12 protein-coding genes are annotated in these 14,853 nt (G+C 36.3%); 9 read left to right on the plus strand and 3 right to left on the minus strand.

From position 1 onward, the window contains the following. Nucleotide 1 precedes the first annotated feature (1 nt). The 3 genes from RUH60_RS04830 (at nucleotide 2) to RUH60_RS04840 (ending at nucleotide 3,765) form a co-directional block, all read left to right on the plus strand. Nucleotides 2-1,282, plus strand: coding sequence for an HlyD family efflux transporter periplasmic adaptor subunit (locus RUH60_RS04830; RefSeq protein ID WP_313805989.1), 1,281 nt, complete (start codon nucleotides 2-4; stop codon nucleotides 1,280-1,282). Between the two features lie 103 nt (nucleotides 1,283-1,385). After that, nucleotides 1,386-3,086, plus strand: a complete 1,701-nt coding sequence (locus RUH60_RS04835) for an amino acid permease (RefSeq protein WP_313805991.1) — start codon at nucleotides 1,386-1,388, stop codon at nucleotides 3,084-3,086. A gap of 253 nt (nucleotides 3,087-3,339) precedes the next feature. After that, complete coding sequence (locus RUH60_RS04840) at nucleotides 3,340-3,765, plus strand: VOC family protein (RefSeq protein ID WP_313805993.1); 426 nt, start codon at nucleotides 3,340-3,342, stop codon at nucleotides 3,763-3,765. 75 nt (nucleotides 3,766-3,840) lie between these two features. Here RUH60_RS04840 and RUH60_RS04845 read toward each other — a convergent pair whose 3' ends face one another. Both RUH60_RS04845 and RUH60_RS04850 read right to left on the minus strand, forming a co-directional pair. Next, complete coding sequence (locus RUH60_RS04845) at nucleotides 3,841-6,006, minus strand: S9 family peptidase (RefSeq protein WP_313805995.1); 2,166 nt, start codon at nucleotides 6,004-6,006, stop codon at nucleotides 3,841-3,843. Nucleotides 6,007-6,176: 170 nt separating this feature from the next. After that, entirely contained in the window at nucleotides 6,177-7,382 is a 1,206-nt protein-coding gene (locus tag RUH60_RS04850) for an aminotransferase class I/II-fold pyridoxal phosphate-dependent enzyme (protein ID WP_313805997.1), read from the minus strand. Between the two features lie 177 nt (nucleotides 7,383-7,559). Here RUH60_RS04850 and RUH60_RS04855 point away from each other — a divergent pair, with 177 nt between their 5' ends. The 5 genes from RUH60_RS04855 (at nucleotide 7,560) to RUH60_RS04875 (ending at nucleotide 13,004) form a co-directional block, all read left to right on the plus strand. Further along, a complete protein-coding gene (locus RUH60_RS04855; RefSeq protein ID WP_313805999.1) occupies nucleotides 7,560-8,015 on the plus strand; it encodes an Lrp/AsnC family transcriptional regulator in 456 nt (151 codons plus the stop codon). Between the two features lie 59 nt (nucleotides 8,016-8,074). After that, nucleotides 8,075-9,133 (plus strand): bestrophin family protein, encoded by a 1,059-nt coding sequence (locus RUH60_RS04860; protein ID WP_313806001.1) that lies wholly within the window; start codon nucleotides 8,075-8,077, stop codon nucleotides 9,131-9,133. Between the two features lie 30 nt (nucleotides 9,134-9,163). After that, nucleotides 9,164-9,793, plus strand: coding sequence for a carbonic anhydrase (locus RUH60_RS04865; RefSeq protein ID WP_313806003.1), 630 nt, complete (start codon nucleotides 9,164-9,166; stop codon nucleotides 9,791-9,793). A 121-nt stretch (nucleotides 9,794-9,914) separates the two neighbouring features. Next, nucleotides 9,915-11,318, plus strand: coding sequence for a dihydrolipoyl dehydrogenase (gene lpdA, locus RUH60_RS04870; RefSeq protein WP_313806005.1), 1,404 nt, complete (start codon nucleotides 9,915-9,917; stop codon nucleotides 11,316-11,318). Nucleotides 11,319-11,615: 297 nt separating this feature from the next. Continuing rightward, a complete protein-coding gene (locus RUH60_RS04875) occupies nucleotides 11,616-13,004 on the plus strand; it encodes a hypothetical protein (protein WP_313806007.1) in 1,389 nt (462 codons plus the stop codon). Nucleotides 13,005-13,056: 52 nt separating this feature from the next. Here RUH60_RS04875 and RUH60_RS04880 read toward each other — a convergent pair whose 3' ends face one another. After that, nucleotides 13,057-13,431, minus strand: coding sequence for a DoxX family membrane protein (locus tag RUH60_RS04880; RefSeq protein WP_313806009.1), 375 nt, complete (start codon nucleotides 13,429-13,431; stop codon nucleotides 13,057-13,059). Between the two features lie 117 nt (nucleotides 13,432-13,548). On the opposite strand from RUH60_RS04880, the gene RUH60_RS04885 reads away from it, so the two are divergent. After that, nucleotides 13,549-14,838 (plus strand): anthranilate synthase component I family protein, encoded by a 1,290-nt coding sequence (locus tag RUH60_RS04885; RefSeq protein ID WP_313806011.1) that lies wholly within the window; start codon nucleotides 13,549-13,551, stop codon nucleotides 14,836-14,838. Nucleotides 14,839-14,853: the final 15 nt, after the last annotated feature.

Consider the following 14,853-nt stretch of genomic DNA (forward strand, 5'->3'; position numbering starts at 1 on the left):
TATGCCAGAATTAGATAATATAGAATTGAGAAGTGAGGAAGTGCAAGATATTCTAACCAAAATTCCCAATTGGATTTTGCGTTGGGGCTCATTAGTCATTTTAGGTATTATACTTATTTTGTTTATGGTGTCTTATATTGTAAAATATCCAGATACTATAAATGCTGAGATAATTATTAGCACTTCTATTCCGCCAGAAAAAATAATTGCGAAAACAAGTGGTGAAATTGATGTTATATTAGTTAAAGATAAAGCAGAAGTACAAACGAATGTCCCATTAGCAGTACTAAAAAATTCGGCAGATTATAAAGATGTATTTCGTTTGAAATCAGTTTTAGACACAATCTCAATAACTAAGACAGAATTTCCTTTACATCTTTTTTATAACACAAATCTTGGGGATTTAGAAGCGCCATTTGCTCTATTTCAAAAAGAATATATTGCAAGTGATCTAAATAAGAAGTTAAAGCCTTTTCTCGTTGAATCAACGGCACAATCATTTGAAGGTAGACAATTGAATGAAAGATTGAACTTATTGATCAATCAAAAGGATATTAATCAATCTGAATTAGAACTTCAAAAAAAAGATCTTAATCGATATGAGCAGCTCTATAAAAAAGGAATTATTTCTGCACAAGAAATTGAAAAGCAACGTTTGCAATATCTTCAAGCCGAAAAAGGATATAAATCACTTTTAGGCACAGTTTCACAGTTAAAATCATCTTTAAATGAGCTTGTTAGAAGTAGCCAAGCAACCAAGATTAATGAGAATAAAGAAAATGTGAATTTAGAACGCAGTGTTTTACAGTCTTTTTATCAACTTAAAAAAGCGATTAAAGACTGGGAATTGCAATATGCTTTTGTTAGTTCAATTAATGGTAAGGTTAGTTATCTTCAAGTATGGAGTGAAAATCAATTTATTCAATCTGGAGAGACATTGTTTTCAATTGTTCCGATAGATTCAAAACAAATCATAGGAAAATTAAAAGCCAAAGCGCAAAATTCTGGAAAAATCACCGTTGGACAGGAGGTAAATATTCGATTAGCTAATTATCCAGACAGGGAGTTTGGAGTTATTGAAGGAAAAGTTAAAAACATTTCTCTTACTCCTGATAAAGATGGAAATCTCTTAATTGATGTTGAATTGCCAAAAGGGCTAAGAACATCATATAATAAGAGTATTGAATTTCAGCAAGAAATGACTGGAACTGCTGATGTTATCACTGACGATTTAAGATTAATTGAAAGATTGTTGTATCAGTTTAGAGATGTTTTTAAATAGCATCCATTTGCATAAAAAGTAAACGGATATGTCCTAAAATTCAACTCGTTTTATATATTTGTTTTTCCTAAAATTAACAAACCAAACCAAGGAGAAACTATTTATGTCTTTTACCGATTTATTCAGAAGAAAATCTACTGCAACTATATTAAAACAAGGTGGTGATGGAGAGCACTCCACCGGTTTACACAAAGTACTTACCGTTCGTGATTTAACCTTTTTCGGAATTGCGGCTATCATTGGTGGGGGAACCTTCTCTGCTATTGGAAATGCTTGTTTTTCAGGCGGACCTGGGGTAACCTTATTGTATGTTATCTGTGCTATAGCCTGTGGATTTACAGCGATGTGTTATGCGGAATTTGCTTCACGTGTGCCGGTTTCAGGTAGTGCTTATACGTATGCGTACGTGTCTTTCGGGGAATTGTTCGCCTGGATTATCGGATGGGCGTTGATTATGGAATACTCCATCGGTAATATTTACATCGCTTTTTCCTGGAGTGGATATTTTACGAATTTATTAGAGAGTTTTCATATTCATTTGCCGGAATGGCTGACGATTAATTACCAATCTGCACATGCTGCATTTTTAGAGAATAAGCAGGGAGAAGGTTTTAATGCATGGCAAAACGCTCCAATGATTGGAAGTTTGAAAGTGATTTTTGATATGCCGGCAGTGGTAATCAATTTACTAATTACCTACTTGGTTTATAAAGGAACGAAAGAGTCTAAAAACTTTAGTAACGCAATGGTTATGATTAAGTTAGCGATCATCGTTTTGGTTATTATCGTCGGTGCTTTTTACGTAGATATCGACAATTGGACTCCCTTTATGCCGAATGGTTTTGGAGGTGTAATGGCTGGAGTTTCCGCAGTTTTCTTTGCTTATATCGGTTTTGATGCGGTTTCTACTTTAGCGGAAGAATCTAAAAATCCACAGCGTGATTTGCCAAAAGGAATGATTTATTCGTTGGTGATCTGTACCGTTGTCTACATCATTTTAGCATTGGTTTTAACCGGAATGGTTTCTTATAAATATTTAGGCGTAAGTGATCCGTTAGCCGAAATCTTTGCGTTAAAAGGCGTGAAATGGATGTTATTCATCGTATCCATTGCAGCTGTAGTAGCGATGACGAGTGTAATGTTGGTATTTCAAATGGGACAACCACGTATTTGGATGACCATGAGCCGCGACGGATTAATGCCGAAGAAATTCTCAGAAATCCATCCGAAGCATAAAACACCAGGATTTGCTACAATTGTTACCGGTTTAGTAGTTGGTTTACCGATTTTCTTTACCGATGAAAACTTTGTGTTAGACTTTACCAGTATCGGAACCTTATTTGCCTTCGTATTGGTTTGTGGCGGTGTTTTGATGTTATCACCACAAAGCGAAGCCGAATTGATAGAACGTAAAACCAAAGGGAAGTTCCGTATTCCATACATCAATTCTAAGTTTATTTTTCCGTTATTGGTGGTAGCTTCGGGTATTTTGGTGAACTATTTGTTCCCAACATTCTTTGTCGATACTTTCGATTTTTCTGAAGATAAATTCGCTACTAACATTTCGATGGTGGTTTTCTTTATTTTATGTGTAGTGATGGCAGTAATCGCTTTTATGAAGAATTTATCGTTAATACCATTGTTAGGTTTGATTTCTTGTTGTTACTTGCTAACCGGAATGGCAGTTTCCAATTGGAAATGGTTCGGAGTTTGGTTGGTAATCGGTTTGGTGTTTTACTTCTGCTACGGTTATAGAAACAGCAAACTCAACTACAACAAATTAGAAGCAACTATAGAAGATTAATAGATACAAAAGCCCGAACAATTCGGGCTTTATTTTTTATTCGGCTTTACTCGGACTATATACGGCTTTGGTACGGAGTATATATGGAGTATATATGGAGTAAGTATAAGGTAAGTTTTAGAGAGTTATTTTTAATATTTATCTTTATGTCTTACTGAGATGTAAGATAACTTAACAGAATAATTTAGTTAATACTTCTCAATTTTATTTTCTTGAATTATTATTCAGTTATTATTGTTTAAAATCAAAACCTATGGCACTCATCAATCCACACATTAACTTTAACGGCAACGCCGAAGAAGCTTTCAACTTTTATAAATCCGTATTTGGCGGAGAAATCACCACAATTGTGCGATTCAAAGATTTAGACAACCCTCAATTTCCAATACCGGAAAGCGAAGCCAATAAGATCATGCACATTGCCTTGCCGATAGGTCAAAATACTTTAATGGGTAATGATGTTCCGGAAATGTTCGGTCGCGTGAATGAAGAAGAAAATCGTTCCAAAATATCCATAAGTGTGGATAGTCGTGAAGAAGCCGACAGATTATTTCAAGGCCTTTCTGATGGCGGTTCAGTAGAAATGCCGATGGCGGACAGCCCGTGGGATTCTTATTTTGGAATGTTTAGGGATAAATATGGTATTGAATGGATGATTAATTTTACTTCGAAGAAATAACACCACAAAAAAATCCGTTTTGATTTAACAAAACGGATTTAATTTATCTAAGTAGTCTAGAATCTAAGAAGTCTATTATTTCAAATGTACATTGAAATAATCCGCAATTTTAGCATACATGTGAATTCTGTCTTTTCCGCCCACATTATGTTCGTGGTTCGGATATAAGAAGTAATCTACTTGTTTACCTGCTTTGATACAAGCTTCTACGAAATTCATACTGTTTTGCTGAACAACAACCGGATCTTGTGCTCCGTGGATGATTAACAAACGTCCTTTTAAATCTTTCGCTTTGTCTAATAAGGATGCTTTTGCATAACCTTCAGGGTTTTCCTGAGGCGTGTCCATATAACGTTCACCGTACATTACTTCGTAATATTTCCAGTCGATAACCGGTCCGCCGGCTACACCAACTTTAAAAGTATCAGCATGACTTGTCATTAAAGAAGTGGTCATGAATCCACCAAAACTCCATCCGAAAACACCGATTTTATCAGCATCTACAAATGATTTTGATTTCAAGAATTCAACCCCTTTCATTTGGTCGGCCATTTCGTTAACACCTAACTGACGGTGGTTTACATCGCAGAATTTCTTTCCGCGAGAATCACTTCCTCGGTTATCTAACGTGAAAACTACGTAACCTTGTTGTGCCATATAATAATCGAAGTAACCTCCGCCACCCATCCAACGGTTGTTTACCAATTGAGCGTGCGAACCTCCGTAAACATAAAGCATTACCGGATATTTTTTAGAAGCATCGAAATTACCTGGGTAGATGATTCGTCCGTTTAAAGGTGTTTTGCCATCCGCAGCGGTAATCGTTACCAATTCCATTTTTGGCATGTTGATTTTTCCAGTGAATGGATTATCAGCTTTAACTAACGAAGTTGATTTCTTCGATTTTACGTCGATAACAGAAATTTCGTTAGGCGTAGTTACATTACTGTATTGGTCTAACACCATCGTTCCGTCTGAAGAAACAGAAGCCGTGTGCATACCAGAAGTCGAAGTCAATTGAACTGTTTTTCCAGATTTGATATCAACCTGATACAATTGCTTGTCCAAACCATTGTTAGCGGTTCCCATGTAGTTGATTTTCGTTCCTTTGGCATCAAATCCTAAGAAATCTTTCACTACTACATCTTTGAAACCTAAGTTCTTCAATAATTTACCATCTGTATTGTACAAATACATTTGGTTGAATCCGTAGAAATCTGTCTGATAAATAAATTGATTCGGATTATTCGGAACAAAAGTCAACGCATGTTGTGGTTCTACCCAAGTTGCTGCTTTTTCCTCAAATAAAGTTTTTACAAAAGCTCCGGTTGCAGCATTGTATTTGTTGAATTTTAAGTGATTTTGCTCACGATTTAAAATTCCAATGAAGATGAATTTTCCAGTTGGTTCCCAAGAAACCATGGTTAAATATTGCTCTTTCGGCTCTCCCGTTTGAATGGTTACTTTGTTTCCGGTTTTTACATCGTAAACTACTAAAGTGACATTCTCGCTGGTCATTCCGGCCATTGGATATTTGACATCCTTATTAGCAGCTTCGCGCTCGTTCCAGTTGATGATAGGGTAGTTGCCCACCATAGTTTCATCTTTGCGGTAATACGCCAATTGCGTTCCGGCTTCGTTCCACCACATACCGCGGTCGATACCGAATTCCTGACGGTGTACATAATCTGAACCGTTTACAATTCCAGCATTCTGATCGTTGGTTACTTCAATAACATTTCCGTTTGAAGTGATGCGGATGTTGTTATCTTTCAACCAAGCCACATTGCCATTTGCAGCAAATTTCGCCTGAGCACCTTCGTTAGAATAGGTTACAACGTTAGTAATTTGCTTAGAAACGACATCGTACGTTACTTTGTAATTGTTGTTTTTTCCGGCAACTTCAGTTTCAAAAGTATTGGCTGTTTTCCAGTCGATAGCGAATGGAAATATTCTCACCGAAAATTCATCATTACTGATTTTAGATTTTAGCGCACTTTCAAAATCTGCTTTAGTGGCTAAAACCGTTTCTTTCCAGGAAGTAGCTGCACTTTTCTCTAACAAGCTGGCAAAATCAGAACTTAAATAGGTAACCGATTTTGCATTTTTACGCCATTGTTGTGCAGTTTGTGTGGTTGGAGTGTATTTTCGTACTCCCATTACTGTTTCTTCGATGGTGAAGTTCTGCTGAGCAAATACCGCCGAACCCGCAAGAAGAAAGAACATAGTAAACTTTTTCATCAATTTAATTTTAAAAGGCTAATTTATATAAAGTTGTTTTCCTAGACTGTTAAAGAATCTAAAAAATAGTTGATACATCAATTAGTTAGTCTTTTTTAAGATTTGTTACAAAAAAAGAAATCCGCTAATGAAAATTCAAAAGCGGACTACTCAACTAAAAAACTAAAAACTTAATTTAAAATCGAAAGTTCCTTCATGCACGCTTTCATCATTGCATAGGTTCTCTCAATATCGTTATCTAAACCGATAGAGAAACGGATTAATCCGTCGGTTAGTCCCATTTCTTTTTGTTCATCAAGCGGAATTTCTGAAGAAGTAGAAGTTCCCGGAGCAGAAAATAAAGTTTTGTAAAACCCTAAACTTACCGCTAAATAACCTAAGTTTCTTTCCTGCATCAATTCCATTAATTCGTTGGCTTTGTCTAAAGAACCTACATCGATGGTCATCATCCCTCCGAAACCATATTCCGGATTAATCATACCTTTGTATAATTGATGACTTGGATGTGATGGTAAACCAGGATACACGGTTTTAATACCATCGGCTTCAAATTTTTGAGCCAAAAACATAGCATTATGACTGTGCTGTTTCATACGGATGTGAAGCGTACGCAAGTTTTTCATCACCGAGGCGGAACGTAAACTGTCCATCGTTGGTCCTAAAAGCATGCTGGCTCCGTCGTTTACATTTTTCAGACTGTTGATGAAATCCTGTGAAGCACAAACTACACCTCCAACTGTATCGCTACTTCCGTTGATGTATTTGGTTAAACTGTGGATGACAATATCGGCACCCAATTTAGCCGGAGCTACTGATAAAGGTGAGAAAGTGTTGTCAACAACTAATTTAATATTGTGTTTTTTCGCAATTTTTGCCAATGAAGCGATATCGGCTACTTCCAATAAAGGATTGCTCACTGTTTCACAGTATAAAACTTTAGTGTTTGGAGTAATCGAAGCTTCTACTACATCTAATTTAGTGATGTCTACAAATGTAGTTTTGATTCCCATTCTCGGAACAAAATTCTTTAAGAACGCGTAAGTTCCACCGTAGATAGTTCGGCTCGAAACAATATGATCACCGTTGCCACACAATTGCAATAAAGTAGGCGTAATGGCTCCCATACCTGAAGCTGAAACATTTGCGGTTTCGGTTCCTTCCATAGCAGCCAAGGCTTTGTCCAAATATAAATTACTTGGGGAAGAGTGGCGGGAATACAGATAACAGCCTTCCGCATTACCTTCGAACGTATCGAACATGGTTTTTGCTGAAAGGAAAGTGTACGTTGAACTGTCAGAAATTGAAGGGTTTACACCTCCAAATTCTCCGAAATACTGCAAATCCTGAATTTTGTCTGCTGGGTTAAAATTTTCCATAAAATACTTTTAGTTTGGTTGTTTTGTAGTTAAATTAGAGTCAAAGAAAAGTTATATTGGAAAATATGTCAATGAATATTTGATTATTTAGATTTTATATCTATTATTTTTAAATTTAGTAGTTGTTTATTCGTGTTTAGTTGTTAAATTTGTTCTTCCAACCAATTTTTTTTCAATATGACTTTTGATGCCATCGATAAAAAACTTCTGAAATTATTACAAACCGATAGTAAACAGACTACTAAAGAATTGTCTTTAAAACTGAATTTATCAGTCACAGCGGTTTACGAGCGAATTAAAAAGCTGGAAAGAGAAGGCGTAATTTCAAAATATGTCGCTTTAATCGACCGCAATAAAATCGATAAAGGTTTTGTGGTTTTTTGTCATATCAAACTAACACAGCACAAAATTGAATTCATCAATCAGTTTGAAAGTGAAGTGATTAAACTTCATGAGGTTTTGGAATGTTTTCACGTAAGCGGCGATTACGATTACATTCTGAAAATCTGCTTAAAAGACATGGAAGAATACCGTGAGTTTATGGTAACCAAACTCACTACGTTACAGCATATTGGTAGTACACACAGTACTTTTATGATTAGCGAAGTGAAGAACACAACCGTTTATTATTAGTGAGTTGTACTTTCTAAATTATTGTTTTACCTTGGTTAGACTTTAAATTTTCAACTGTAATGTATACCAGAAAAATATTTCCGTTAAAAGAAATGGCGCTTTGGACCAGATATGAAACGATGCTTTTCATAACAATCGCCATTATAGAAACCGCGCTTTATGTTTATAGTGATAAGGTTATTCAGTTTCCGTTTACACCGATTGCCTTAATCGGTACGGCTGTAGCTTTTATCATTGGTTTCCAGAGTAATTCTGCTTATGGAAGAATCTGGGAAGCCCGTCAGATTTGGGGCGGAATCGTAAATACTTCACGTACATTCGGTATGAAAGTTCAGGATTTTGTCAATAATGACCATGCTAAAAATCCAGCTTCGGAAACCGATTTAAAAGACATTCACAAAACAATCATTTACAGACACATTGCTTGGTTAACTGCTTTACGTTATGCGATGCGTCAGCCGAGAAGTTGGGAATATGTAATGAACGAACATACCAATAAAGAATGGGCAAAAATGATTTACGTTCCGGAATTTCATGAAGACTTCGATCAAACTCTTGGACAGTATTTAGGAAAAGAAGATTTGAACTATCTGAAAGACAAAACCAACAAGCAAACGGCCATTTTATACCTGCAATCCAATCATTTGCGAAAATTAAAAGAAGAAGGACTGATTTGGGAATTTTGCTTTTTGGAGTTAGAAAAACTTATAGAAGAACTGTTCAATCATCAGGGAAAATCGGAACGAATAAAAAACTTTCCGTATCCGAGACAGTTTGCTTCACTGATGTATTATTTTACCTGGATTTTCCTTGCAATACTACCTTTAGCGATGGCTTCTCAGTTTGGAGAAATAGCGGCTAAAATTTCAGAGAAAAATATGCATTGTCCGGATTGGTTAGTTTGGCTGTCCGTTCCTTTTTCTGTAGTGGTGATGTGGGTTTTCTTTACCATGAACCGCATTGGTCGCGTAGGGGAGAATCCGTTTGAAGGCTCTGCGAATGATGTACCGATTTCAACAATTGCCCGTGGAATTGAAATTGATTTACGTCAGAATTTAGGAGAAAACCAGGAAGCTATTCCGAAACCGTTTGAAGTGCGCAACCATGTGCAGATGTAACTGATTCACAACTAATATAACTATACAATCATGGATTTAAATAAAATATTTGAGAACAACGAAAAGTGGATTGCCAGCAAAACCAAAGACAATCCTAATTATTTTGTTGATTTGAACAAAGGACAAAAACCCGATGTGCTTTACATTGGTTGTTCTGATTCCAGAGTAACTGCCGAAGACATTATGGGCTTACAACCCGGTGAACTTTTTGTGCATCGTAATGTAGCCAACGTAGTCAACGCGATTGATATGAACGCGCAAACGGTTATCAATTATGCAGTTACGAATTTAGAAGTAAATCACGTAGTGGTTTGCGGGCATTATTCCTGCGGCGGTGTAAAAGCAGCAATGGAAGCGAAAGATTTGGGAATTCTAAACCCGTGGCTTCGCAACATTCGTGACGTGTATCGAACCCATAAAAAAGAATTGAACGCCATAGAAGACGAACACAAACGCTACGATCGATTAGTTGAGTTAAACGTAAAAGAACAAGCGATTAATGTGATTAAATTAGCTTCTGTACAGCGCGCTTTTCGAAAAAGAGATTTGAAAATTCACGGTTGGGTTTTTGATATCAAAACCGGAAAACTTATCGATTTAAATATTGATTTCGCAAAAGCATTAGAAGAAATCATGGAAATCTACCGTTTGGAAGATTAATTGCAAATCGAAGTTTAATTAACGAATTTTTAAAATTTGAATATAAATTTAGGGGAATTTACACTTAAAAAAAACGTACTTTTGTAATCAAATTTTAACAATACAATATAAAACATATAAAATGAGTCAATTTGATGTAACCGTAATTGGTTCTGGACCTGGCGGATATGTAGCAGCAATCCGTTGTGCACAATTGGGATTTAAAACTGCAATCATTGAAAAATATGCAACTTTAGGAGGTACTTGCCTTAATGTAGGCTGTATTCCGTCGAAAGCATTGTTGGCTTCTTCGCATCATTATGAAGAGTTACAGCATTTTGCAGATCACGGAATCGAAGTAACCGGAGAAGTAAAAGTAAACCTTCAGAAAATGATTGACCGTAAACAAGCGGTTGTAGATCAGACTTCTGGTGGAGTTAAGTATTTGATGGACAAAAACAACATTACTGTTTTTAACGGAGTGGGTTCATTCGAAAATGCTACGACTATCAATGTTACTAAAGCAGACGGTTCTGTTGAGAAAATCGAGTCGAAATATTCCATTATCGCAACCGGTTCAAAACCATCATCATTGCCATTCATCAAAATTGACAAAGAAAGAGTTATCACTTCAACCGAAGCTTTAAAATTACCGGAAGTGCCGAAACACCTTGTAGTTATTGGTGGTGGAGTAATCGGATTAGAGCTTGGACAAGTATATTTACGCTTAGGAGCTCAGGTTTCTGTTGTAGAATTCATGGACAGAATCATTCCGGGTATGGACGGAGGTTTATCAAAAGAATTAACCAAAGTATTGAAAAAACAAGGCATGAAGTTCTACACTTCTCACAAAGTAAAAGAAGTGTCGAGAAACGGAAATGCAGTTACTGTTAAAGCAGATGATGCTAAAGGAAACGAAGTGGTTTTAGAAGGAGATTACGCTTTGGTTTCAGTAGGTCGTCGTCCGTACACTGACGGATTGAACGCTGAAAAAGCCGGTGTAAAATTAACTGAAAGAGGTCAGATTGAAGTAAATGATCATTTACAAACTTCAGCTTCAAACATCTATGCTATCGGAGACGTTGTTCGTGGTGCGATGTTAGCTCACAAAGCGGAAGAAGAAGGCGTAATGGTTGCTGAATATTTAGCTGGTCAAAAACCACACATCGATTATAATTTAATTCCTGGTGTTGTTTACACTTGGCCTGAAGTTGCTGCTGTTGGTAAAACGGAAGAGCAATTAAAAGAAGCGGGAATTGCGTTCAAAGCAGGAAGTTTCCCTTTCAAAGCATTAGGTCGTGCTCGTGCAAGTGCTGATATTGAGGGATTTGTGAAGATTTTAGCCGATGCCACTACAGATGAAGTTTTAGGAATCCACATGATTGGAGCAAGAGCTGCAGATTTAATTGCAGAAGCTGTTACCGCGATGGAATTCAGAGCATCAGCAGAAGATATTTCAAGAATGTCACACGCACATCCGACATTTGCCGAAGCAATTAAGGAAGCTGCTTTAGCTGCAACAGCGAACAGAGCGTTGCATGTGTAAGAAAAATAATGTTTTAAAAATGAAGCCTGCTTATTAAAAGCAGGCTTTTTTATTATCAAAAACTTAATATGTTACAATGATAACAATTGCTATTTTTGTGAATTTTCTGAATATTTGATGAAATTTTTAATGAGGTTAAATTTATTTCTTAATTCTTATTGTTTATTCTTCGAATAGCTTTAAATGTTTTGTATTTATAATATTGAAGCTTTGGTTTTAAAGGTTCTTCATGATGATTGTCAATTTTTTTATAGGTGTTTACTAAATATTTTTGCTTGATTTTTTAAACAACATAAAATGAAAATTAAAAACTACGTCATATTTCTTTTTGTAAGTGTAATTGGTTATAATGTTAATGCTCAGGTAGGTATAGGAAATTCAAATCCTGATAAGTCTTCGATGTTGGATATTACCAGTGCAAATTCCGGATTATTGATTCCAAGAGTGAGTTTAACTTCTTCTACAGATGCTATAACTATTACATCTCCCGCAACAAGTTTGTTGGTTTATAACACAAATGCAAGTGCTTCTTTAGCAGTTGGTTTTTGTTATTGGGATGGGACAGCTTGGAAAACATTGTCTACGGTTTCGGCAGCTACATCAACCAATTGGGCTTTAAATGGAAACAATGTTACGGCTTCAGATTACTTAGGAACTAATAATTATTTCCCAATGATCATGAAAGTTAATAACGCTTTATTTTCTACATATCATCCACTTGGAGGAATTGCGATAGGAAATAATGCAGCAGCCAATGAAAATAATTCAACTGCAATCGGAACTAATGCTAGAGCTGTCAATAGTAATGAGGCAGCCGCTTTAGGATATGCAGCAAATGCATCCGGATTTCAGTCTTTGGCTTTAGGACATAATGCCCGTGCTCAAAATAACAGCTCAATTGCAATGGGTAGATCTTCGGTTTCGTCGGGAAATTTATCGGTTGCGGTTGGTTATTCTGCAAATTCAACTACCAATAATTCCCTTGCTTTAGGTAATACTTCTCACTCGAGTGGTGAACAGGCAATTGCATTAGGTTATGGAGCAACTGCTTCCGGTCAAAACTCAACCGCTATCGGTAGAAGCGCTACGGTAGCACAGGCAAATGCAATTGTTTTGGGAGATTCGTCAAATAGTAATAACAAAGTAGGAATCGGAACGAATGCGCCCGATGAAAGATTACATGTTGCCGGTTCAGTGAAAATTGTTGACGGTACTCAGGCTGATGGTAGAGTGTTGGTTTCTGACGCTAACGGAAAAGCTTCTTGGAAAGAATTTACTTCTTTCAGAGGCTATGCAGAAGTGACAAAGACAGCCAATTCAGTATTGAATAACGGAGAAATTGTTTTAGGTACTGCGGCATTCAGTCAAAATATTACTTTGGGTGCAAACCCAACAAAAATTCAGGTAACAAAAGATGGTATTTATAAAATTACCTATACTGTTATTTTGAGAAAAATAAATGCAGGAACCGTAAATCCTGAATTCTTTTTGGGAATCTATGGTGCTGAAATCCCAGGAACAAGAACCTATACTTCTTTGGGTAATGGCGATACAAGAACTGTGACAATGTCAAAATTATGTAATTTAACAGCATATCAGGAAGTGAGTATTTATTCAAATATGGCTGATGGTAATACTACGGTATTAGCCGGTGGTACTCATTTGTTGGTTGAAGCCATGAAATAAGATAGTTATTCTTCAAAAAATAAAACCCAATCGCACTGATTGGGTTTTTTATTTAAGGCTGAAAAACTTGTTTATACGAATCCCAATATCTGTAAATCAGAAAGAGGTTTCCAAGAAATAGAAAAGCTCCAGCGCCAATATTAGCCGGATCCAAACAAAGATGAACCAAAACAATATTCACAGAAATTGGTAATAAAACCAAATTAGCCAAACGGATGAATTTTCCGGATATTAACGCTAATCCGCATAACAATTCCAAGCCTTTGACAAGATTCATCAAGTATCCGGAGGCCGCCATTCCTTCATTAAAAGTTTTAAGATTTCCAGTAATTTCAGGTTCGGGGAACAGTTTGAAAAAATAAGCAATTGAAGCAAACAACAGTAAGGCTCCCATCAATACCCGAATAATAATAGTTGCAATTTTCATAAGTAATGGTTTTTAGAGTTGGTTTTATAAATGTAAGAAATATTTACAAATGAAAGAATTGTCAAAAGTTGCTTAAATTTGCTAGTATCTTTGTGACTAATTTATTTACAAAATCTATTGCGAACTTCGGTTATTAAACATATTGACAATCCAACACAATTCAAGGAACAACTATTGGGTTGGGCGCAACAATTTCGGGAAGTAATTTTTCTCGACAGCAACAACTATCCGCAACACTACGGAAGCTACGATTGTGTTCTTGCCTGTGATGCATTTACCTCAATCAAAACCGATTATCAAAACGCTTTCGAAGATTTGAAGCAATACCAACAGCAAACCAAAGACTGGCTTTTTGGATATTTGTCTTATGATTTGAAAAACGATACGGAAAGATTAAAGTCCAATAATTTTGACGGATTGCAATTCTCTGACTTGTACTTTTTTCAGCCTAAAAAACTCTTTCTGCTTAAAGATAATGAATTGGAAATCTGTTACTTGAATATGTGTGATGATGAGCTGGAGGAAGATTTTATAGCAATTAGCAATCAGCAATTAGCAATTAGTAATCAACAATCAGAGATTTTTATCCAACAACGTATTTCCCAAGAAAAATACCTTGAAAAAGTAACTGAAATGTTGCAGCATATTCATCGCGGCGATATTTACGAGGCCAATTTTTGTATGGAGTTTTATGCGGAAAACACAACAATTCACCCGTTTGAAATTTATCAGAAACTGAACGCTATTTCGGAACCGCCATTTGCTACTTTTTTCAAAAACAACACTGATTTTCTTTTATCAGCTTCACCCGAACGCTATTTGAGAAAACAAGGAACCAAGATAATTTCCCAACCGATTAAAGGAACTGCAAAACGTGTTTTTGATGACGAATTGGATGAACAATCTAAAATCGAGTTATCACAAAATCCGAAAGAACGTTCCGAAAACATTATGATTGTCGATTTGGTTCGTAACGATTTGTCGCATACCGCCACAAAAGGTTCGGTTCAAGTAGAAGAATTGTGTGGCATTTATACCTTTAAGCAAGTGCATCAGATGATTTCGACGGTTGTTTCAGAAGTTGATGAAGCCACTTCACCAATTGAAATTATCAAAACCACATTTCCGATGGGAAGCATGACCGGAGCACCAAAAATTTCCGCGATGCAAATCATTGAAGAACTGGAAGAATCCAAACGTGGTTTATACAGCGGCGCAGTTGGATATTTTACACCGGAGAACGATTTCGATTTTAATGTGGTCATCCGCAGTATTTTATACAATTCTAATGAAAAATATGTTTCTTTTTCCGTAGGAAGTGCCATTACCGCAGCATCCAAGCCTGAAATGGAATACGAAGAATGTTTGCTGAAAGCCAAAGCGATGCGTGAAGTGTTACTTGGTTAATTTTCATACATTTGA

It is taken from the genome of Flavobacterium sp. (assembly GCF_032153895.1).
Lineage (GTDB): Bacteria > Bacteroidota > Bacteroidia > Flavobacteriales > Flavobacteriaceae > Flavobacterium.